At 72.6% G+C, this 21067-nt stretch carries 16 protein-coding genes and 1 pseudogene; 7 read left to right on the forward strand and 10 right to left on the reverse strand.

Annotated elements, in window-relative coordinates:
* Window positions 1–202 precede the first annotated feature (202 nt).
* From ABZ725_RS26620 to ABZ725_RS26630, 3 genes are read right to left on the reverse strand one after another with little or no spacing between them, the layout of a single operon-like run.
* The gene (locus ABZ725_RS26620) at window positions 203–1000 is read right to left on the reverse strand and encodes a sugar phosphate isomerase/epimerase family protein (protein ID WP_358805299.1); all 798 of its coding nucleotides are present in this window, start codon (window positions 998–1000) and stop codon (window positions 203–205) included.
* A 44-nt stretch (window positions 1001–1044) separates the two neighbouring features.
* Complete coding sequence (locus tag ABZ725_RS26625) at window positions 1045–2199, reverse strand: dihydrodipicolinate synthase family protein (RefSeq protein WP_358805092.1); 1155 nt, start codon at window positions 2197–2199, stop codon at window positions 1045–1047.
* Window positions 2196–3353, reverse strand: a complete 1158-nt coding sequence (locus ABZ725_RS26630) for a Gfo/Idh/MocA family oxidoreductase (protein ID WP_358805093.1) — start codon at window positions 3351–3353, stop codon at window positions 2196–2198. Before ABZ725_RS26630 ends, ABZ725_RS26625 begins: the two co-directional genes overlap by 4 nt.
* A gap of 353 nt (window positions 3354–3706) precedes the next feature.
* Between ABZ725_RS26630 and ABZ725_RS26635 the strand changes: the two genes are divergently transcribed.
* The 4 genes and pseudogenes from ABZ725_RS26635 to ABZ725_RS26650 all read left to right on the forward strand — a co-directional run.
* Window positions 3707–4753, forward strand: coding sequence for a LacI family DNA-binding transcriptional regulator (locus ABZ725_RS26635; protein ID WP_351906568.1), 1047 nt, complete (start codon window positions 3707–3709; stop codon window positions 4751–4753).
* A complete protein-coding gene (locus ABZ725_RS26640) occupies window positions 4750–5301 on the forward strand; it encodes a hypothetical protein (protein ID WP_358805094.1) in 552 nt (183 codons plus the stop codon). The genes ABZ725_RS26635 and ABZ725_RS26640 overlap by 4 nt, the downstream gene beginning before the upstream one ends.
* A gap of 11 nt (window positions 5302–5312) precedes the next feature.
* Window positions 5313–6113 (forward strand): sugar phosphate isomerase/epimerase family protein, encoded by an 801-nt coding sequence (locus tag ABZ725_RS26645; protein ID WP_358805095.1) that lies wholly within the window; start codon window positions 5313–5315, stop codon window positions 6111–6113.
* A 196-nt stretch (window positions 6114–6309) separates the two neighbouring features.
* Window positions 6310–7527 (forward strand): annotated as a pseudogene (locus ABZ725_RS26650) (MFS transporter); the annotation flags it as partial.
* 573 nt (window positions 7528–8100) lie between these two features.
* On the opposite strand, the gene ABZ725_RS26655 reads toward ABZ725_RS26650, so the two are convergent.
* The gene (locus ABZ725_RS26655) at window positions 8101–8688 is read right to left on the reverse strand and encodes an alpha/beta hydrolase (RefSeq protein ID WP_358805300.1); all 588 of its coding nucleotides are present in this window, start codon (window positions 8686–8688) and stop codon (window positions 8101–8103) included.
* A gap of 77 nt (window positions 8689–8765) precedes the next feature.
* Here ABZ725_RS26655 and ABZ725_RS26660 point away from each other — a divergent pair, with 77 nt between their 5' ends.
* Window positions 8766–9713, forward strand: a complete 948-nt coding sequence (locus ABZ725_RS26660; protein WP_358805096.1) for a LysR family transcriptional regulator — start codon at window positions 8766–8768, stop codon at window positions 9711–9713.
* Here ABZ725_RS26660 and ABZ725_RS26665 read toward each other — a convergent pair.
* From ABZ725_RS26665 to aroA, 3 genes are read right to left on the reverse strand one after another with little or no spacing between them, the layout of a single operon-like run.
* Window positions 9706–10020, reverse strand: a complete 315-nt coding sequence (locus tag ABZ725_RS26665; protein WP_358805097.1) for a hypothetical protein — start codon at window positions 10018–10020, stop codon at window positions 9706–9708. The genes ABZ725_RS26660 and ABZ725_RS26665 overlap by 8 nt on opposite strands.
* 23 nt (window positions 10021–10043) lie before the next feature.
* On the reverse strand, window positions 10044–10676 hold the full coding sequence (locus tag ABZ725_RS26670) for a GNAT family protein (protein ID WP_358805098.1): 633 nt from the start codon (window positions 10674–10676) through the stop codon (window positions 10044–10046).
* Between the two features lie 34 nt (window positions 10677–10710).
* Window positions 10711–11946 carry a 3-phosphoshikimate 1-carboxyvinyltransferase gene (gene aroA, locus ABZ725_RS26675; RefSeq protein WP_358805099.1) on the reverse strand — a complete coding sequence of 412 codons (1236 nt, stop codon included), beginning with the start codon at window positions 11944–11946 and terminating at the stop codon, window positions 10711–10713.
* Between the two features lie 409 nt (window positions 11947–12355).
* Here aroA and ABZ725_RS26680 point away from each other — a divergent pair, with 409 nt between their 5' ends.
* Together ABZ725_RS26680 and ABZ725_RS26685 are read left to right on the forward strand one after the other, a co-directional pair.
* Window positions 12356–14140: a glycoside hydrolase family 3 N-terminal domain-containing protein gene (locus tag ABZ725_RS26680; RefSeq protein WP_358805100.1), complete on the forward strand. Its 1785-nt coding sequence runs from the start codon at window positions 12356–12358 to the stop codon at window positions 14138–14140.
* Between the two features lie 123 nt (window positions 14141–14263).
* Complete coding sequence (locus ABZ725_RS26685; protein WP_358805101.1) at window positions 14264–14905, forward strand: hypothetical protein; 642 nt, start codon at window positions 14264–14266, stop codon at window positions 14903–14905.
* A 6-nt stretch (window positions 14906–14911) separates the two neighbouring features.
* Here ABZ725_RS26685 and ABZ725_RS26690 read toward each other — a convergent pair whose 3' ends face one another.
* The 3 genes from ABZ725_RS26690 to ABZ725_RS26700 form a co-directional block, all read right to left on the reverse strand.
* Window positions 14912–16333 carry a S28 family serine protease gene (locus ABZ725_RS26690; RefSeq protein WP_358805102.1) on the reverse strand — a complete coding sequence of 474 codons (1422 nt, stop codon included), beginning with the start codon at window positions 16331–16333 and terminating at the stop codon, window positions 14912–14914.
* A 95-nt stretch (window positions 16334–16428) separates the two neighbouring features.
* On the reverse strand, window positions 16429–16824 hold the full coding sequence (locus ABZ725_RS26695; RefSeq protein WP_358805301.1) for a hypothetical protein: 396 nt from the start codon (window positions 16822–16824) through the stop codon (window positions 16429–16431).
* Window positions 16825–17284: 460 nt separating this feature from the next.
* Complete coding sequence (locus ABZ725_RS26700; RefSeq protein ID WP_358805103.1) at window positions 17285–21004, reverse strand: ABC transporter ATP-binding protein; 3720 nt, start codon at window positions 21002–21004, stop codon at window positions 17285–17287.
* Window positions 21005–21067 lie beyond the last annotated feature (63 nt).

A 21067-nucleotide genomic window follows, 5' to 3' on the forward strand; every position in this document is an offset into this window, starting at 1 on the left:
GCACCAGGACGACGCCTCCGCACGGCGATCCGAGCCGCGATGTCCTGCATGAGGGCGCGAAGGCTGATCCCTCGCGCCTCGGCCACCGCCGCGAGTTGGTCACGGACTTCGGCGGGCGCACGGATCATGACATCGGCCATGCGGCGGAGCGTACGTCACGTATACGGCCGGAGACCGGTGAGTCTCCGGCCGTCGCCGAGTGCTACGCCGTGTGTTCCGTGAATCGTGCAGCCGTCTCCGCCAGGACCTCGCGGCCGTCGCGTGCCCACAGTTCGTCGTTGAACAGCTCCACCTCGATGGGGCCCGTGTAGCCCGCCGCCTCCACGTAGGCCTGCCACTCGCGCATGTCGATCGCGCCGTCGCCGATCTGGCCGCGGCCGTTGAGGACGCCCTCGGGGAGGGGGGTCGTCCAGTCGGCGAGTTGGAAGGTGTGGATGCGGCCGCCCGCGCCCGCCCGGGCGATCTGGGCGGGGGCCTGGTCGTCCCACCAGATGTGGTACGTGTCAACCGTGACGCCGACCTGGTGGGCCGGGAAGCGTTCCGCGAGGTCCAGGGCCTGGGTGAGGGTGGAGACCACGCAGCGGTCGGAGGCGAACATGGGGTGGAGGGGCTCGATGGCCAGCCGTACGCCGTGCTGCTCCGCGTAGGGGCCCAGTTCGCCGAGGGCGTCCGCGATGCGTTCCCGGGCGCCGTGCAGGTCCTTCGAGCCGGGCGGGAGGCCTCCCGAGACCAGGACCAGGACCTCCGTGCCCAGGGTGGCCGCCTCTTCGATCGCGCGGCGGTTGTCGGCCAGGGCCGCCGTCCGCTCGGCCGGGTCGATCGCCGTGAAGAAGCCGCCGCGGCACAGCGTCGTCACCGTCAGGCCCGCGTCGCGGACCAGCTTGGCGGTCGCGTCCACGCCGTACGTCTGCACCGGCTCACGCCACAGACCCACGCCGGGGACGCCCAACTCCAGGCATCCCTCGACCAGTTCGGGCATCGACAGCTGCTTCACCGTCATCTGGTTGATCGAGAAGCGGGAGAGGGACGGGGAGGAGGCGGCGGTCACTGGGTCACTCCGTACAGAGCCAGCAGGGTCTTCATGCGTTCCTCCGCCGGCTTCGGGTCCGGGAACAGGCCCAGGCCGTCGGCGAGTTCGTAGGCGCGGGCGAAGTGCGGGAGGGAGCGGGCCGACTGCAGACCGCCGACCATCGTGAAGTGCGACTGGTGGCCGGCCAGCCAGGCGAGGAACACCACGCCCGTCTTGTAGAAGCGGGTGGGGGTCTGGAAGAGGTGGCGGGAGAGCTCGACCGTCGGGTCCAGCAACTCCCGGAAACCGGTTACGTCGCCCGTGTCCAGGACGCGGACCGCCTCCGCCGCCAGCGGGCCCAGCGGGTCGAAGATGCCGAGGAGGGCGTGGCTGAAGCCCTTCTCGTCGCCCGCGATCAGCTCGGGGTAGTTGAAGTCGTCGCCCGTGTAGCAGCGGACGCCCTGCGGCAGCCGGCGGCGGATGTCGATCTCCCGCTGGGCGTCCAGCAGGGAGACCTTGATGCCCTCCACCTTGTCGGGGTGGGCCGCGATCACCTCCAGGAAGGTGTCGGTCGCCGCGTCCAGGTCCGCGGAGCCCCAGTAGCCCTCCAGCGCCGGGTCGAACATCGGGCCCAGCCAGTGCAGGATCACCGGCTCGGTGGCCTGGCGGAGCAGATGGCCGTAGACCTCGAGGTAGTCCTCGGGGGACGTGGCCGCCGCCGCCAGGGCCCGGGACGCCATCAGGATGGACCGGGCCCCGGAGGCCTCCACGAGGGCCAGCTGCTCCTCGTAGGCCGCGCGGACCTCGGCGAGGGTCGCCGGGCCGGTGAGCTGGTCGGTGCCGACGCCGCAGGCGATCAGACCGCCCACCGCCTTGGCCTCGGCCGCCGACCTGCGGATCAGTTCGGCCGCGCCCGCCCAGTCCAGGCCCATGCCGCGCTGTGCGGTGTCCATCGCCTCGGCGACGCCGAGTCCGTGGGACCACAGATGGCGGCGGAAGGCGAGGGTCGCGTCCCAGTCGACGGCCGCGGCGGAGTCGGGGCTCGTGTCCGCGAAGGGGTCGGCCACCACATGGGCCGCCGAGAAGACCGTCCGGGAGGTGAAGGGGGCGCCCGTGGTGAGGGCCAGGGGTTCGGCGCGAGGTTCGTACGCCCGCAGGCCGCCTGCGGAGTCCGGAAGTCGGATCGTCACAGCGTCACCTCCGGGACGTCCAGGCGGCGGCCCTCGGCGGAGGACTTCAGGCCCAGCTCGGCGAGCTGAACGCCACGGGCGCCGGCCAGCAGGTCCCAGTGGTAGGGGGCGTCGGCGTAGACGTGCCGGAGGAACAGCTCCCACTGCGCCTTGAAGCCGTTGTCGAACTCGCCGTTGTCGGGCACTTCCTGCCACTGGTCGCGGAAGACCTCGGTGGCGGGGATGTCCGGGTTCCAGACCGGCTTGGGGGTGGCGGAGCGGTGCTGGACGCGGCAGTTGCGCAGGCCCGCGACCGCGGACCCCTCGGTGCCGTCGACCTGGAACTCGACGAGTTCGTCGCGGTTGACGCGGACGGCCCAGGAGGAGTTGATCTGGGCGATGGCACCGCCGTCGAGCTCGAAGATGCCGTACGCCGCGTCGTCGGCCGTCGCGTCGTAGGGCTTGCCGTTCTCGTCCCAGCGCTGCGGGATGTGGGTGGTGGCGATGGCCTGGACGGACTTCACGCGGCCGAACAGCTCGTGCAGGACGTACTCCCAGTGCGGGAACATGTCGACGACGATGCCGCCGCCGTCCTCCGCACGGTAGTTCCAGGACGGGCGCTGGGCGGCCTGCCAGTCGCCCTCGAAGACCCAGTAGCCGAACTCGCCGCGGATGGACAGGATCCGGCCGAAGAAGCCGCCGTCGATGAGGCGCTTGAGCTTCAGCAGGCCCGGCAGGAACAGCTTGTCCTGGACGACGCCGTGCTTGACGCCCTTCTCGTTCGCCAGCCGGGCCAGCTCCAGGGCGCCGTCGAGACCGGTGGCCGTCGGCTTCTCGGTGTAGATGTGCTTGCCGGCGGCGATCGCCTTGGTGATCGCCTCCTCGCGGGCGGAGGTGACCTGGGCGTCGAAGTAGATCTCGACGGTCGGGTCGGCGAGGACCGCGTCGACGTCCGTGGAGACGTTCTGCGGGTCCAGGCCGTGCTGCTCGGCGAGCGACTTCAGGGCGTGCTCGCGGCGGCCGACGAGGATCGGTTCCGGCCACAGCACCGTGCCGTCGCCGAGGTCGAGGCCGCCCTGTTCGCGCAGGGCGAGGATGGAGCGGACGAGGTGCTGGCGGTAACCCATCCGCCCGGTCACCCCGTTCATGGCGATACGGACTGTCTTGCGTGTCACGTCGATCCTTTCGCAGGCCAGGCGCAGGCGTAGGCCTTGGTGTCGTGCGCAGTGTGGCTGCGCGTTTCGTACGCGGTTGTGCGCGCCGCGTACGCCTCTACCTGATCAGCGTTACAGCAAGCGCTTTCTATCCAAGGAGAAGCTAGCCTCTGATCGGTGGTCCGGACAAGACCGTGTCCATCCTGAGTTGTTCGAGGGGGCGAACAACCGGGGTCCCGGGCCGTAAGGTCTGCTCGACACGCCCGGAACCGCGCCCACGAGGCAGCTGTCTACCAGGGCGTACAGCGACATATGTCGTCGTGCGACGACGTACGACGACGTACGACACGATGCGTTTACCGGAGGACGACGAGATGACGGTGACCCTGGCGGACGTGGCGGCCCGCGCGCAGGTCTCGCCCGCGACGGTGTCGCGCGTGCTGAACGGGAACTACCCCGTGGCAGCCACCACCAGGGAGCGGGTGCTGCGGGCGGTCGACGAGCTGGACTACGTGCTGAACGGGCCGGCCAGCGCCCTGGCCGCGGCGACCTCCGACCTGGTGGGGATTCTCGTCAACGACATCGCCGACCCCTTCTTCGGGATCATGGCGAGCGCGATCCAGCTGGAGATCGGCGGGCCGGGCGGCCGCGCGGGGGGCGAGCGGCTGGCGGTGGTCTGCAACACCGGGGGCTCGCCCGAGCGCGAGCTGACCTATCTGACCCTGCTGCAGCGGCAGCGGGCCGCGGCCGTCGTGCTGACCGGCGGCGCCATCGAGAACGAGCCGCACGCGGCCGCGATGGCGGCGAAGCTGCGCAGGCTGGCGGAGGCGGGCACCCGGGTGGTGCTGTGCGGCCGGCCGCCCGCGCCGGACACCCAGGCGATCGCGCTGACCTTCGACAACCGCGGCGGCGGACGGGAGCTGACCGAGCACCTGATCGGCCTCGGACATCGCCGCCTCGGCTATATCGCGGGCCCCGAGGAGCGGACGACCACCCGGCACCGGCTGGAGGGCCACCGGGCGGCGCTGGCCGCGGCCGGCATCGAGGAGGACCCGCGCTGGACCGTGCACGGCCGCTACGACCGGCGGGCCGGCTACGAGGCCACGCTCGAACTGCTGCGCCGGGACCCCTCCCTGACGGCCGTCGTCGCCGCCAACGACTCCGTCGCCCTGGGCGCCTGCGCCGCCCTGCGCGACTCCGGGCTGCGCATCCCCGAGGACGTCTCGGTCGCCGGCTTCGACGACCTTCCCTTCAGCATCGACGCGGTGCCCTCCCTGACGACGGTGCGGCTGCCGCTGGCCGAGGCGGGGGCGCGGGCGGGACGCATCGCCATGGGCCGCGAGGAGCCGCCGCCGGGCGGGATCGCCACGGTTCGCGGGGAGTTGATGGTGCGGGGGTCCTCCGGGGTGCCCCGGAGTTGAGACTGCCCGCCGCGCACGAGCAGGGCGAACTTCTCGAGGTCGTCCGTATCGCCGATCCCACCGGTCCCTTCACCTCGCGGGGACTGGCGGGCGAGGCGGTCGAGGTCTGGGCCGGGGACGAGGTGCGGGAGGCGCTGGCCCTGATCCGCGCGCTGCCGGACAGCGAGCGGTACCGCTGCTTCGTGCCCGGCTGGGGGATCCGCCTCTACGACGCCACCGATCCCGATCCGCTCTTCGAGATCGCGTTCTGCTTCCGGTGCAACGGGGCACGCGTCCTGGGCCGGGACGTTCCGGAGGAGCTGCGGGTCCAGGACTTCGAGGCGGAGAGCGCGGCCGGGCGGGAACTGCTGCGGCGGTTCCGCGCGTGTGTCTCCGACGGTCGGGCCTCTGGTGGTCAGGCTTCTGGTGGCCGGGAGGCCGGTGGCCGGGAGGCCGGTGGCCGGGAGGCCGGTGGCCGGGAGGCCGGTGGCCGGGAGGCCGGTGGCCGGGAGGCCGGTGGCCGGGGGTTCGGCGGGCCCCCACTGGACCCGGACCCCGCTCCGGAGTGACAGTAGGAACCATGAGGCTCGCCTTCTCCACCCTCGGTGTTCCCGGTCTGCCGCTTTCCGAGGTCCTGCGGCTAGCGGTCACGCACGGCTATCACGGCGTGGAACTGCGCGCCCATCCGGAGGAGCCGGTCCACCCGGGGCTGAGCCCGGACCAACGGGCCGATGTCGCCGCCGAGTTCAAGGCGGCGGGCATCGAGGTCCTGGGGGTCGCGGGGTACGCGCGGGTCGCCGCGCCGGGGGACGACGAACCGGTGATCGAGGAGATCCGCGGCCTCGTCTCGCTCGCCCGTGATCTCGGGGCGCCCTTCGTTCGCGTCTTTCCCGGCGGTGCAGACGCATCGTCCCCGGCCGAGGCCGACGCCGTCGCCGCCCGGCGGCTCGGCACCGCCGCCGAGCACGCCGCCGACCTCGGCGTACGCATCCTGCTGGAGACCCATGACTCGCACCGGAGCGGTGCGGACGCCATCCGCATCCTCGGCCCTGTCGGACACCGGCAGGTGGGTGCGCTGTGGGATGTGATGCACACCTGGCTGAGCGGCGAACAGCCACAGGAGACGTACGCGGCGCTCTCCCCGTATCTCGGATACGTGCAGGTCAAGGACATCGCGTCGGCCGAGGACACCACCCCGCTGGCGCTGGGCGCGGGGGTGCTGCCGCTCGCCGAGTGCGTCGAGGTCCTGGCTCGGCACGGCTGGGACGGGTGGCTGTGCTGGGAGTACGAGAAGCGCTGGTACGAGAACGCGGAGCCGCTGGCCGGGCTGCTGAGCGGGGGGCGCGAGCATCTGGGACGGCTGCTCAACGACTCCGCTTGAGCGAGTCGGACTGAGCGCGTCCGCTTGAGCGGCTGTCGGCTGAGCCAGTTGGACTGAGCGAGTCCGGTTGGGTGGCTGTCGGCTGGGCTCGGGAGAGGCCGACCGGAATAACGACTCGCTCCTCGGCTGCGTCGCGGGTTAGTCTCCCGGCCGTGCACCAGCAGCCCGCGGCGTCCGTCGCCGCCGTCGTTCCGTCATGAGCCTCCTGACCCGGACCCTCATCGACGTTCGTCCGCTACGTTCCTCCCCCGTCTTCCGGCGGCTGCTGATCGGGCGCACGGTGTCCACGCTCGGTGGCTTCATGACCATGGTCACCGTGATGTTCCAGGTCTGGGACACGACCCACAGCTCGCTCTGGAGCGGCGCGGTCGGTCTGGCGCAGGCGCTGCCGCTGATCGGCGTCGGGCTGTTCGCGGGCGCCTGGGTCGACCGGGCCGACCGGCGGCGCGTGTATCTCCTGAGCACCGTCGGCTCGGCGGTCTGCTCCGTCCTGCTGGCCGTGCAGGGCTTCACCGGGCATGTTCCGGTGCTCGTGGTGCTGGCGCTGGTGGCGGTGCAGTCGTCGTTCGGGGCGGTGGGCGGGCCCGCGGCGGGCGTGTTCGTGCGTCGGCTGCTGCCCGAGGACCAGGTGGCCGCCGGTCTCGCGCTGCAGCAGGTCACCGGCCAGGCGATGATGCTGCTCGGTCCGGCCGTCGCCGGTGTCGTGCTCGGCTGGTGGGGGATCGGCGTCTGCTACCTGCTGGACGCCCTCAGCTTCGGCATGTCCTTCTACGGCGCGTACGGGCTGCCCGCGCTGCCGCCCGAGGGCGAGAAGTCCCGTCCCGGTGTGCAGGGCGTCCTGGACGGCCTGCGGTTCCTGACCGGTCACCGGGCGGTGCGGGGCGCGCTGCTGGTCGACCTCGCCGCGACCGTCCTGGCGATGCCGGTGAGTCTGTTCCCGCTGGTCAACGAGGAGCGCTTCGGGGGCGACCCGGGCACGCTCGGTCTGTTCCTGTCCGCGCTCGCCGTGGGCGGGGTGGCGGCGACCGCCTTCTCCGGTCCGATCACGCGGCTGGCCCGACCCGGCCCGGTGATGCTGTGCGCCTCGGGGCTCTGGGGCGGGGCCCTCGCCCTCTTCGGACTGACGACCAGCGCCTGGGCCGGCCTGGGGGTGCTGGCGGTGGCCGGGGCGGCGGACTCGGTGGCCGTCCTGTCCCGCGTCACGATCGTGCAGACCCACACCCCGGACGCCCTGCTGGGCAGGGTGACGGCGGCCGAGGCGGTCGTCGGCCAGGCGGGGCCCAACCTCGGCAACCTGCGCGCGGGCGCGGTGGCCGGCTGGACGGCGGGGACGACCGCGCTGATCACCGGCGGCCTGATGTGTCTGGCAGCGGTCGTGGGGGTGAGCGCGACGACTCCGGAACTGCGGGGCGGGCGCAAGCGCGGGACGACGACACAGCCACCACCGACGGTGCCGGACCAGCCGGACGCGGTGCCGGAACGGCCGGGCGCGGTGCCGGAACGGCCGGACGCGGTGCCGAAACGGCCGGACGCGGTGCCGAAACGGCCGGACGCGGTGCCGGAACGGCCGGACGCGGTGCCGAAACGGCCGGACGCGGCGGCTGCGGCGGGCCGGGCGGTCGCAGCGGCTGGGTCGGACCCGTCGGCCGCCGCTCCGGTCGTATCGCCGACGACCGCGCCACCGGCTGCCTAGCTGCCGACCACTGGGCCACCGAGCCGCCGGGTTGCCGGGCCACCGGGCACCACGACCGACCCGCGGCCGGCGCGCCGGACCCTGACCCGGAACCGACGGCCGCAGCGGCTGGGGCTGCGGCGGACTTGCCGGCCGTATCGCCGAGGACCGCGCCACCGGCTGCCGGACGGGCGACCACCGCGCGGTGGACAGCCGCGCGGAGCGCAGCCGTGCCGTGGGCCACCGTGCCGTGGGCCGCCGCGCAGGTCGGCCACCGTGCCGTGGGCCGCCGCGCAGGTGGGCCACCCCGCCCGGCTACCGCACCCTGAGCTCCGTCGTCTCGTCCAGGCACCACTCCAGGACCGTCGGCCAGGGGCCGTAGCCCGCGTCCAGGTCGAGGTGGGCGGCGCCCGGGAGGAGTTCGGCTCGGAGGCCGAGGGGGTCGCCGTAGGCCGTCTGGGCGCCTTCCGGGAGGTAGGGGTCGTCGTCCCCGGAGACCAGGCGGGTCGGGTGCGGGAGCTTGAGGCCGTCGAGGTCCTCGGGGAGCGCGAACCCCTCGACCTCGGGATACCGGGCGAGGACCGAGCCGGACGGTGGGGCCACCAGCAGCACCCGGTCGACGTCGGCGAGTTCCGGCAGCTCCCGGGCGACGGCGTGCAGCCACAGCACGGCGGAGAGGCTGTGGGCGACGACCACGCGGCCCCCGCCCGTGGGCGGCACGGCGAGGTGGCCGCGCAGCTCCGTCAGCCATGCCTCGAGGTCGGGGTCGTCGGGGTCGGGCAGTTGCGGGTAGGCGACGTCGTGGCCGAGTTCGGTGAGGCGGTCGGCGAGCCAGTGCTGCCAGTGGTCCTCGGGGCGGTGGTTCTGCCAGCCGTGGAGGATGAGGTAGGAGCGCGTGGTCATCGGTGTCAGGGGGGTCAGGGGGGCCATGGGCCGATGATTTCCGATCACGAGACACCAGGTCCAGTTAATCTTTTCCGGTGGAACCCTTAAGCCCTGCCTTCACCATCGATCTGCGTCGTCTGACCGTCCTGCGAGAGGTGCAGCGCCGGGGCAGTCTCGCGCGGGCGGCCGAGGCGCTCCACCTCACCCCCTCCGCCGTCTCCCAGCAACTCGCGGCCCTCGCCCGTGAGCTGGGCGTCCCCCTCACCGAACGGGACGGCAGGGGCGTACGGCTCACCGGTCAGGCCCGGGTGCTGCTCGCGCACGCCGACGTCATCGCCGCCCAACTGGAGCGGGCCCGCGCCGACTTGACGGCGTACGGGGAGGGCGGCCGGGGCACGGTGACCGTCGGCTGCTTCTCCAGCGGCATCCTGGGGCTGCTGCCGACCGCGCTGCGGGCGGTGCGCGACCGGCTCCCACAGCTCCGCGTGGACGTCGTGGAGGCCGAGCCGCCGGACGTGTTCACCGCGCTGGACGCCGGCCAGATCGATGTGGCCGTCGCCGTCGACTTCGCGGCCGCTCCCCCGCACACCGACCGCCGCTACACCCGCGAGGACCTGCTGACCGACGTCCTGGACGTCGCCCTCCCGCCGGACCATCCGCTCGCCGGGCGCGCCGAGGTGCCGTTGCGGGAGCTGGCCACGGACCCGTGGATCGTCGGGAACGCCCTCAGCTGCTGCGGGGCGGTGACCCGCTCGGTGTGCGCGGCGGCCGGCTTCACGCCCGAGATCCGGCACGCCGTGAACGACTGGGCCGCGCTGGCGGGTCTGGTGGCGGCGGGGCAGGGGGTGGCGCTGGTGCCCCGGCTGGTGCGGTCGCTGTACGCCCATCAGGCTCTGGCGCTGCGTCCGGCGCAGGGCGAGCCGCCGTCGCGGAACGTCTTCGTCGCCGTACGGGCCGGGGCGGAGCGGGATCCGGTGCTGACGGCGGTGCGGGAGGAACTGCGTACGGCGGCGGCCGTCGTCGCCGCCGCCGGTGTCAGGTGACGATCGCCGCCACGACCAGGGCCGCCCAGATCACGGCCACCGCCGCCGCGCGGATCCGGGTCACCCGGTCGAGGATCCTGCCCAGCAGGCCGGTGCGGCCGGCCGGCAGGGACCGCAGCCCCCAGGTGAGCAGCAGTGACGCCCCGGCCGTGTAGGCCAGCAGGAAGAAGGGGCGTTCGCTGGGGTAGTCCGGGTCCCAGGGCTCCTCGGCCTGGTTCTCCAGGTACAGGAGGGTGGCGAGGGCGTACCACAGCAGTGCGCTGCCGCCCGTGACGACGCCCTCCAGCGCCGGGGACGGCGTCGGCATGCGCCGGGACGTCCGCCCGGTGCTCACCTGCTCGCCACCGGGTATCTCGCCACCCGCTCCGACAGCTTCCGCTCGACGTCGGGCCATTCGTCCGCCGTGAGGGAGAAGATCGCGGTGTCGCGGAGGCGGCCGTCCTCGCCCGGCGCCCAGGAGCGGGACCAGTTGCGCAGGATGCCCTCGAAGCGGGCGCCGACGCTTGCGATCGCCGCTTGGGAGCGGCCGTTGCGGGTGTCCGTCTTCAGGTCGACCCGGGCGACGCCCCACTTCTCGAAGGCATGCCGGAAGAGCAGCAGTTTGGCCTCGGCGTTGACGCCCGTGCCCTGGGCGGACCGGGCCAGCCAGGTGAAGCCGATCTCGATGGCGTCGAGTCGGTCCTCGGAGCGCCAGGAGCGCGGCTCCCAGTACGAGGTCGCGCCGACCGCCCGGCCGGAGGCGAGGGATATCTGCGCGTAGGGCGCGAGCCGGCCGCTCGCCGCGCGGGCGAGCTGGGCGTCGATGTACGCGTCGACCTCGTCGGCCCTGGGCACCCAGGTGTAGTCGTACGTTCCCCGGTTCTCCTCCGCCGCCACCGCCAACTCGGCCGCATGCCGGTGCTCCAGCGGCTCCAGGCGCACCAGAGCGCCCTCCAGAACCGGCCCCCGCAGTTCGAAACCCACTCGACGTCGTCCTCCCCCGGCCGAACCTCAGCCGCTATCGCAACCGCTGCCCCAGTTCCGCGAACGCCTCGTGGAAACCGGGGAAAGTCTTGCGGACGCAGCCGGGGTCGTCGAACGAGATTCCGGGGACGCGCAGTCCGGTGACCGCGAAGGACATAACGATGCGGTGGTCGCCGTAGGTCTTGACGTCGGCGCCGGTCGGAGCGGCGCCGGGCCGGATCTCGATCCAGTCGGGGCCGGTGGCGACCTCCACGCCCAGCCGCCGGAGGTTCTCGGCGCAGGCCTCCAGCCGGTCGCACTCCTTCACGCGCGTGTTCGCCACGTCCTCGATGCGTACGGGTCCGGAGGCGAAGGGCGCGATCGCGGCGAGGGTCGGCATGGTGTCGGAGACGTCCCGCATGTTGACGGTGACGCCGTGCAGTTCGCCGGTCCCGGACACGGTCGTGCGGTCGGCGCCGACGTCCACCCGGGCGCCCATCCGGCGCAGGACGTCCACGAAGCGCAGGTCGCCCTGGAGCGCGCCCGCGCCGAGGCCCGGCACGGTCACCTCGCCGCCGGTCAGCGCGGCCGCCGCGAAGAAGTAGCTGGCGGTGGAGGCGTCCGGCTCGATCGCGTAGGTCGTGGCGCGGTAGCCGCCGGGCGGGACGACGTAGGTGTCGCCCTCCCGGCCCACCTCCACCCCGAACGCCCGCATCATCGCGATCGTGATCTCGACGTAGGGCGCCGAGACCAGGTCCGTGACGGTGATGCGCAGGCCGGTGCGGGTGAGCGGGCCGAGCAGCAGCAGGGCGGTCAGGTACTGGGAGGACTGTCCGGCGTCCAGCGTCACCTCGCCGCCCTCGACGCCGGCCGCCCGCACGGTCAGCGGGTGGTGGCCCTCCGCTTCCCCGTGCCGCAGGTCCACGCCGAGGTCGCGCAGGGCGCGGGTGAGCGGGAGGAGGGGGCGGCGGCGCATCTGCGGGGAGGCGTCGAAGCGGTAGACGCCGTGGCCGGCGGCGGCGAGGGTCGGCAGGAAGCGGGCCGTGGTCGCGCCGTCGCGGCAGTAGACGTCCGCCTCGGCGAGCGCCGGTCCCTGCGGGCGGCCGTCGACCTGCCAGGCGTCCGGTGTCCGTCCGACGCGGTAGCCGAGCCGCGTCAGGCCCTCGGCGAACCCCTCGGTGTCGTCGGAGCGCAGGGGGCGCTGGAGGGTGGTGACGCCGTCGGCGGCCGCCGCGAGGAACAGGGCGCGGGCGGTGATGGACTTGGAACCGGGGATGTCGACGAGGGCCATGCCCCTCATGATCCCGCGCCGATCCGCTCGGTCGCCGGTACGTCCACGGGATGGACGACGGTCGGGGCGGTGTCCGCCGGGTGAACGGCGGCCGAGGGATGTCGGTCGCCCCACGGGTTCTCTGGTGTCACATCCGTCCCGACTTCCGGAAATCCGTGCGTGAGTGGGAACCCTGTCCGCGCCCCGCTCGTCCAATTCGCAAGCTGTCGGACGAGTCACCTCGGTGCGGTGTCGGCCCTCGCCACTGGCTGCGATCGCTGACCCACCCTCTCCGCCGCACCCGGGCCGGCAGCCGAGCCGTCATCGGCGCGCCCCCTCCAATGCGCCGATGGCGGCGCCCCCGCGGGTAGCGTGCGCCACCGGAAGCCCCCCTCCCGGCCACCGGAACCCCCCTCCGGAAGGAGCGCACATGCCCTCCAGACGCACCGTCCTCGCCGCCACCGCCGGCGTCACCGCCGCCCTCGCCGTCGGCGGCACGGCGCATGCGGACGACCGTCGGCTCCGCGCCCTCCTCTCCCTCATGACGCTGGAGGAGAAGGTCGGCCAGGTCTTCGTCTCGCGGGTCCACGGCCATTCGGCGACCGCGCCCGACCAGGCCGACGCCGACGCCAACCTCGCCCAGTTCGGCGTGCGCACGGCCGCCGAGCTGCTCGCCCGCTATCGGCTCGGCGGGATCATCTACTTCACCTGGGCGCACAACACCCGCGACCCGCAGCAGATCGCGGCCCTCTCCGACGGCATCCAGCGGGCCTCCCTCCGGCAGCCGCGCGGGCTGCCGGTGCTGATCTCCACGGACCAGGAGCACGGCGCCGTCTGCCGGGTGGGCAGACCGGCCACGCTCTTCCCGGGGGCGATGGCGATCGGGGCCGGGGGATCGTCGGCCGACGCCCGCACGCTCGGGCGGCTCGCGGGCCGCGAGCTGCGCGCGATGGGCGTCCGGCAGAACTACTCCCCCGTGGCCGACGTCAACGTCAACCCGGCCAACCCGGTCATCGGCGTCCGCTCCTTCGGTGCCGACCCGCAGGCGGTGGCGGAGCTGGTCGCGGCGGAGGTCGAGGGCTATCAGGCGGCCGGGGTCGCGGCGACCGCCAAGCACTTCCCCGGGCACGGGGACACCGCCGTCGACAGCCACTACGGCTTCCCCGTCATCACCCATACGCGCGAGGTGTGGGAGGCGCTGGACGCGGCGCCGTTCCGCGCGGCGATCGCCGCGGACGTCGGCTCCCTGATGACCGCGCACATCCTGGTCCCCTCCCTCGACGATTCCGGGGACCCGGCCACCCTCTCCCGTCCCATCGTCACGGGCATCCTGCGCGAGCAGCTCGGCTACGACGGGGTCGTGGTCACCGACGCCCTCGACATGGCGGGCGTGCGCACGAAGTACGGCGACGACCGGGTGCCCGTGCTCGCGCTCAAGGCCGGCGTCGACCAGCTCCTCAACCCGCCCGAGCTGGACGTGGCCTGGAACGCCGTCCTCAAGGCCGTCCAGGACGGGGAGCTGGGCGAACAGCGGCTCGACGAAGCGGTCCTGCGGATCCTGCGGCTGAAGGCACGGCTGGGCCTGTTCGACGAGCCGTACGTCAGCCAGGACGAGGTCGGCAGGACGGTCGGCACACCGGCGCACCTCGCGACGGCCGAGCAGCTGGCCGCACGAACGACGACCCTGCTGGTCAACGAGGGCCCGGTGCTGCCTCTCTCCCCCCGCACCCACCACCGGCTGCTGGTCGTCGGCGCCGACCCCGTCTCCCCCACCGGCACCACCGGCCCGCCCACCGGCGTCCTCGCCGCCGCTCTCACCGAACTGGGCTTCACGGCGACGGCCCGGTCCACGGGCACGGACCCCTCCGCCGAGACGATCACGCAGGCGGTGACGGCCGCGGGCGCGGCCGACGCCGTGGTGATCGCGACCTACAACCTCACGGCGGCCAGTGCCCAGCGCACCCTGGTGGAGCGTCTCTCGGCGACGGGGCGGCCGGTGGTCGCAGTAGCAATCCGCAACCCCTACGACGTCGCCCGGCTCCCCTCCGTCAAAGCCTGCCTGGCCGCCTACTCCTGGACCGACGTCGAGCTGCGGGCCGCCGCCCGGGTCATCGCCGGGAAGGCCGACCCGCTCGGGAGGCTGCCGGTGCCGGTGGGGCGGGCGGACGATCCGGCCCAGGTGCTGTATCCGATCGGGCACGGTTTGGCGTACTAGGCGTACGCCGAGCGCTCGACGCGTCTCCCGCACCACGCGCAAAGCGCCCCACGCGGCTGGCGTGCGCCCTGTCTCGCGGGTCACGCTGGTCAGGCCCTGATCGTCGGGCGAACGGGAGATGCCATGCGTGCGAGACGGTCCGTGGACACGCGGGTGGGGGCGGTGTGCTGGGCGCTGGCCTCCGTCCTGCTCTTGACGGGGTGCCAGATCCTGTCCTCCGAAGAGGCCCGGCACGGGTCGTCGACGCCGGCCCGGACGCCCTCCTCGCTGCTCCCCGTGTCCGGCTTCGGCACGATCTTCCTCGCCGTCGACGAGTGCAGCTCCTTCGGGACGACCAGCTTCACCGAGGTGCCGTGCACCGGCGAACGGGCGGCGGCCCGGGTGATCGCCCGGCACGAGGGAAAGGTCGGTGAGGGCCCGCTCTGCCCGCCGACCACCGACTTCGTTCTGCACATCGGCGAGCAGCCCGCGGAGGGCGGCGCGGGCTCGATCCCGCAGGGCTACGCCTGTATGCGCACCCTCCAGCCGCCCCACCCCGGCGACCCGGGCGCCGGCGGCGGCCCCCGCACGATCGTCGGCGACTGCGTCTACGGCGCGGGCAGCGGCCAGGTCCGCGAGACGCCGTGCGACGGCTCCGGCACGAGGAAACCCCAGTACAAGGTGGTGAAGGCCGTGGACACCCGCGCACAGTGCCCGGCGTCCACGGCCCTCTATGTCCAACTCGGCGACGACACGCATCCGGTGGGCTGCGCGCGGCCGGTGTGAGTCACGCTACGGACGCAGCGTCAACTCCCGCTCCACGTCCTGTGCGTCCAGCTTCACGTCGAACTTCGCCAGTGGCTTCGCCTCGGCCACCGCGGTCGGGGTGACGCCTGCCCATTCCAGGATGCGGGCGGTGGCGAAGGCCTTCTGGTCGGGGACCAGGCCGGCCACATTGGCGCCGTGGTTCAGTCCGGGGGCCGTGAAGACGTACGAGTCCTTCGCGCCCTTGTCGACACGGAACCGCTCGCTGCCCCACGGGTCGTTCTGGCCGTAGACGTAGAGCATGTGCCGGGCGTTGTGGCGGACCCAACTGTCCACGTCACGCATCGCGTTCGGCTGGAACCTGGTCGGGATCGCGCGCGGGACGAAGTTGCGCGGCGGCTGGTAGCCGTAGCGGATGTACTTCTTCTCGATGTGCGGGAAGTGGATGTCCGGCGCGCCGAGCTGGGTGGCCGCCTGGTAGAAGTACGGCGTGTACGGCTCCAGTCCCTGGTCGGTGTAGAAGGAGAACCCGGAGATCGTGTCGATCGAGGCCCAGATCTGGTCGTCGGTCGCGGCCTTGGCGTCCGGCGGGATCAGCTCGTCCTCGTCGCAGTCGGCGATCAGCGCGTACTGCCAGAAGCCCCACACGTAGTCGAGGACGACCGCCTCGAACGCCTTGTCCAGGCTGCCGACGGTGGTGAAGGTGTAGCCGTTCTCGGCCGCGTACGCCTCGTACTTCTTCTCCAGCGGCTCGCGGCGCACGAGTGCCTCGCGCTGGACCGCGTTGAGACGGTCGCGGCACTCCTTGGTGCCGACCTTCGCGAAGAAGCGGTCGTAGGCCGAGTCCTCGTCGTTCACCACGTCGTTGGGGGCGACATAGGCGACGACGCCGTCCATGTCACGCGGGTAGAAACGCTCGTAGTAGGTCGCGGTCATGCCGCCCTTGGAGCCGCCCGTGGAGACCCAGTTCTTGCTGTAGATCTTCTTGAGCGCCTTGAAGATGCGGTGCTGGTCGCTCGCCGCCTGCCAGATGTCCAGCTTGGTCCAGTCGGCCGGGTCGGGGCGGGACGGCGTGAAGAAGCGGTACTCCATGGAGACCTGGTTGCCGTCGACGATCTGGGTGGGCTCGCGGCGGCTGGGGGTGGTGGAGACGTTGTAGCCACCGGTGTAGAAGACCGTGGGGCGGCTGACGTCCTTGTGCAGCACGGTGATGCGCTGCTGGAACGTGCCCTTGGAGGGGTGCCGGTGGTCCACCGGCTGGGTGTAGTTCAGGACGAAGTAGCGGTAGCCGGGGTACGGCTTCTCCTGGATCAGGCTCATGCCCGGGACGGAGAGGAGCCGGTCCTTGATGTCCGCCGGCCCCGGTTCGGCGGCGGTGGCCGCTCCCGCCGTGCTCAACGTGCCTATGAGCACGGTGAGCGCCAGCAGCCATCTGAGCGCCTTGCGCATGCGCGTGCACCCTCCCTGTGAGACAGATGTGCGTCGCCGGAAGCTATCGGAGCAACACCGGTCGCGCCAGAGGGGGTTGACAGGCCATCAGGGGGTCAGCAGGTGAACCAGGGCGAGCTGTACCTGCTGCTGCCCACCGCTCCGGTCACCCGTAGTTCCCGGTGCCCCGCGTAAACCCGCACCGGGGGTGAACTCCGGGTGTGCTGCCGTGACTTCGGCACGGCGATGTGGCCGCGTGCCTGCAGGCTCACCGCCATCAGCCGCTTGGTGCCCGGGTTCTTCTGGACGGTGACGGCACAGACATAGCCGCCGTCCCGGTAGACCAGCACGGAGCCGGCGGAGAAGGACAGGGTGCGCACCTTCCGGCCCGTGCAGGAGGAGCCGGACGCGGCCTGGGCACTGCCCGGCGCCGCCACGGCGAGCAGCCCGGACACGATCAGCACGACCAGCCCGCCCGTCAGCCGTCGCACCGCCGTACCCCGCCTACCTATGCCCACGGTCCCCGTCCCCTCCCACGTTCGCCGTACGCGATGGCCGCACTCGCGATTGCCGTACTGATGTACGGACGCACGAGATGTGTCGGATGGTTGCACGGCCGTCACCGGCACGCGCCCACCGGCTCCTCGGGCTCGGCCGCACCGACGAAGGTCTGAACCCCCGCTGTCGCCCTCGCACCGCCCACCGGCGGCAGCCCGAACCACCCGTCACACCGCCGCAGGCTCGTCTTCCCCGACGAACGTGCGCCACAAAGCGGCATACCTTCCGCCGAGGCGAAGCAGCTCATCGTGCGTACCGTCCTCGACGACCCGGCCGTGGGCTGAACCCCCCGCTGTCGCCCTCGCACCGCTCGGCCCTGGCGGGCCTCCCGGGCTTCGAGACGACTGGCCGGACTCCGTCCGGCGGGCCGGCGCAGCAACCGCACCGCCCACCGGCGGCAGCCCGAACCACCCGTCACACCGCCGCAGGCTCGTCCTCCCCGACGAACGTGCGCCACAAAGCGGCATACCTTCCGCCGAGGCGGAGCAGCTCATCGTGCGTGCCGTCCTCGACGACCCGGCCGTGGTCCATCACCACGACGCGGTCCGCGCGGGCTGCCGTGGTCAGGCGGTGGGCCACCACCAGGGTGGTGCGGCGGCCTGCCAGGCGGTCCGTCGCCTGGTTGACCTGGGCTTCCGTCGCCAGGTCCAGCGCCGCTGTCGCCTCGTCGAGGAGCAGGACGTCCGGGTCGACGAGTTCGGCGCGGGCCAGTGCGATCAGCTGGCGCTGGCCCGCGGAGAGGTTGCGGCCGCGTTCGGCGACCTCGTGGAGGTAGCCGCCGTCGAGCGTCGCGATCATCTCGTGCGCGCCGACCGCCCGCGCCGCCGCCTCCACCTCGGCGTCGGTCGCGGCCGGACGGCCGTAGGCGATGGCGTCGCGGACGGTGCCGGGGAAGAGATACGCCTCCTGGGGGACGACGCCCAGGCGGTGGCGGTACGAGGTGAGGTCGAGGGACCTGACGTCCGTGTCGTCGACCGTCACCCGGCCGCCCGTCGGGTCGTAGAACCGGGCCACCAGCTTGACGAGGGTCGACTTGCCCGCGCCGGTCTCGCCGACGAACGCGACCGTCTGACCGGCGGGGATCCGCAGGTCGATGCCCCCGAGGGCCTCCTCCTCCGCGCCGTACGCGAAGTGCACGTCCTCGAAGGCGATCTCGCCGCGCAGCGAGAGCACTTCGAGAGGCTCGTCGGCCGTCTTCGTGGACGTCGGCTCCTGGAGCAGCTCCTGGATGCGTCCCAACGACACCGTCGCCTGCTGGTAGCCGTCGAAGACCTGGGAGAGCTGCTGGACGGGGGCGAAGAACAGGTCGATGTAGAGGAGATACGCGACCAGCGCGCCGGTCGTCAGCGTCGCCGCGTCCACCCGTCCCGCGCCCGCGATCAGGACCGCCGCCGCGGCTGCCGACGACAGCAGCTGCACGAACGGGAAGTAGATCGAGATGAGCCACTGGCCCCGGATGCGCGCCCTGCGGTAGCTGTCGCTGCGTTCCGCGAACCGGGCCCCGCCGTCCCGCTCGCGCCGGAAGGCCTGCACGATCCGCAGCCCGGACACCGACTCCTGGAGGTCGGCGTTGACCGTCGACACGCGCTCGCGGGCGAGTTCGTACGCCTTCACGCTCGCCCTGCGGAAGAAGTACGTGGCGATGATCAGGGGCGGCAGCGTCGCGAAGACGACCAGCGCCAGCTCCACGTCGATGACCAGCAGGGCGACCATGATGCCGAAGAAGGTGACGACCGAGACGAAGGCGGTGACCAGGCCGGTCTGGAGGAAGGTCGACAGCGCGTCCACGTCCGTCGTCATCCTCGTCATGATCCGGCCGGTCAACTCCCGCTCGTAGTAGTCGAGTCCGAGTCGCTGGAGCTGGGCGAAGATCTTCAGGCGGAGGCTGTAGAGGACGCGTTCGCCGGTGCGGCCGGTCATCCGGATCTCGCCGGACTGCGCGACCCACTGCACCAGCACGCCGACCAACGCGAGCAGCGAGGCCGTCCAGACGGCGCCCAGCGCCATCCGCGTCACGCCCTGGTCGATGCCGTGCCGGATCATCACCGGCAGCAGCAGGCTCATACCGGCGTCGACGGCGACCAGGCCGAGGCTGACGAGCAGGGGTGCGCCGAAGCCGCGCAGCAGCCTGCGCAGACCGTAGGACTCCTCCGGCCGGACCGCCTGCCCCTCGTCGACCTCGGGTGTGTCGGCGGCCGGGGGCAGCGCCTCCACCTGGGCGAGGAGTTCGGGGGTGGCCGGCGAGTCGGCGAGGGCCGTGTCCTTCGGCTGCCGGTCGCCGGTCCACAGTCGGGGGGTCACCCCGCGCTCGGCGTCGAACTCGGCGTCCAGCTCGTCGCGGACGGAGGTGTCCTCGCCCGGCGCCACCGGCTGGGCGTGGCCGGGCGATACGCCGCCGAGCTCGTCGGGGTCGGTGAGCAGCCGGCGGTAGAGCGGCGAGCGTTCCTGCAGCTCCTCGTGGGTGCCGAGGTCGGCGAGCCGGCCGGCGTCGAGGACGGCGATGCGGTCGGCGAGGTTGAGGGTGGAGCGGCGGTGGGCGATGAGGAGGGTCGTGCGGCCCTGCATCACCTGCTTCAGGGCCTCGTGGATCTCGTGCTCGACGGCCGCGTCCACGGCGGAGGTGGCGTCGTCGAGGACCAGCAGGCGTGGGTCGGTGAGGATCGCGCGGGCGAGCGCGACGCGCTGGCGCTGGCCGCCGGAGAGGGTGAGGCCGTGCTCGCCGACCGTCGTGTCGTAGCCGAGGGGCAGCTCGGCGATGAAGCGGTCGGCCTGGGCGGCGCGGGCGGCGGCCTCGATCTGCTCCTGGGTAGCGTCGGGGCGGCCGTACGCGATGTTGGCGCGGACCGTGTCGGAGAACAGGAAGGAGTCCTCCGGGACCAGTCCGATCGCGGCGCGCAGCGAGTCGAGGGTGAGCTCGCGGACGTCATGGCCGCCGATCAGGACCGCGCCCCGGGTGACGTCGTAGAAGCGGGGCAGGAGGAGGGAGACCGTCGACTTGCCGGAGCCGGAGGAGCCGACGACCGCGAGGGTCTCCCCCGGGCGGATCTCGAAGGTGAGCCCGTCGAGCACCGGGTGGCCGGGGTCGTAGCCGAACGCGACGTCGTCGAACTCGACGGAGGCGGGGGCGTCGGCCGGGAGTTCCTTCACGCCGTCCTGCATCGACGGCTCGGTGTCGATCAGCTCCAGGACGCGTTCGGTGCCGGCGCGGGCCTGCTGGCCCACCGTGAGCACCATGGCGAGCATCCGGACCGGGCCGACGAGCTGGGCGAGGTAGGTGGAGAAGGCGACGAACGTGCCGAGGGTGATGTGCCCGCGCACGGCCAGCCAGCCGCCGAGCGCCAGCATGGCGACCTGACCGAGGGCGGGGACGGCCTGAAGGGCGGGGGTGTACCTCGAGTTCAGGCGGATCGTGCGCAGCCGGCCGGCGAACAGCCGGCGACCGACCTCGGCCAGCTTCCCGGTCTCCTGGTCCTCCTGCCCGAAGCCCTTCACCACGCGTACGCCGCTGACGGCGCCGTCGACCACGCCCGCCACCGCCGCCGCCTGGGCCTGGGCGTACCAGGTGGCGGGGTGGAGCTTCGTTCGGCTGCGCTTGGCGATGTAGGCGAGGGCGGGTGCGACGGCCAGGGCGACCAGGGTGAGCGGGAGCGACAGCCACGCCATGATCACCAGGGAGATCAGGAAGAGGAGGAGGTTCCCGATCGTCATCGGGAGCATGAAGAGCAGGCCCTGGATGAGCTGGAGGTCGCTGGTGGCGCGGCCGACGACCTGGCCGGTGGACAGCTCGTCCTGGCGGCGGCCGTCGAGCCGGGTGATCGTCTCGAACATCGCGGTCCGCAGGTCGTGCTGGACGTCGAGGGCGAGACGGCCGCCGTAGTAGCGGCGGACGTAGGTGGCGGCGTAGACGAGCACGGCGGCGCCGATCAGGGCTCCCGCCCAGGGGGCCATGTCACGGGTGTGGCCGACGACGACGTCGTCGATGATCACCTTGGTGACCAGCGGGACCAGCGCCATCACGGCCATGCCGGCGAGGGAGGAACCGAGCGCGAGGACGACGTCCGTCGGGTGGCGCCAGGCGTACTGGGCCAGCCTGCGCGCCCATCCTCGTGGTTTCTCCCCCTGTTGCACTGCCACGCCGGAGCCCTCCTTCAGACCTGATCTTCCGGAAGGCACCAACGTCGAAAGGAGCGGATTTCA

The organism is Streptomyces sp. NPDC006872 (assembly GCF_040635845.1).
Taxonomy (GTDB): Bacteria; Actinomycetota; Actinomycetes; order Streptomycetales; family Streptomycetaceae; genus Streptomyces.

Bases quoted from the DNA above. Each gene is read 5' to 3' on its own strand.
- ABZ725_RS26690 (WP_358805102.1), bottom strand. From the start codon at position 16,333: ATGCGCAAGGCGCTCAGATGGCTGCTGGCGCTCACCGTGCTCATAGGC.
- ABZ725_RS26685 (WP_358805101.1), top strand. From the start codon at position 14,264: ATGCGTGCGAGACGGTCCGTGGACACGCGGGTGGGGGCGGTGTGCTGG.
- ABZ725_RS26655 (WP_358805300.1), bottom strand. From the start codon at position 8,688: ATGACCACGCGCTCCTACCTCATCCTCCACGGCTGGCAGAACCACCGC.
- ABZ725_RS26635 (WP_351906568.1), top strand. From the start codon at position 3,707: ATGACGGTGACCCTGGCGGACGTGGCGGCCCGCGCGCAGGTCTCGCCC.
- ABZ725_RS26680 (WP_358805100.1), top strand. From the start codon at position 12,356: ATGCCCTCCAGACGCACCGTCCTCGCCGCCACCGCCGGCGTCACCGCC.
- ABZ725_RS26620 (WP_358805299.1), bottom strand. From the start codon at position 1,000: ATGACGGTGAAGCAGCTGTCGATGCCCGAACTGGTCGAGGGATGCCTG.
- aroA (WP_358805099.1), bottom strand. From the start codon at position 11,946: ATGGCCCTCGTCGACATCCCCGGTTCCAAGTCCATCACCGCCCGCGCC.
- ABZ725_RS26645 (WP_358805095.1), top strand. From the start codon at position 5,313: ATGAGGCTCGCCTTCTCCACCCTCGGTGTTCCCGGTCTGCCGCTTTCC.
- ABZ725_RS26665 (WP_358805097.1), bottom strand. From the start codon at position 10,020: ATGCCGACGCCGTCCCCGGCGCTGGAGGGCGTCGTCACGGGCGGCAGC.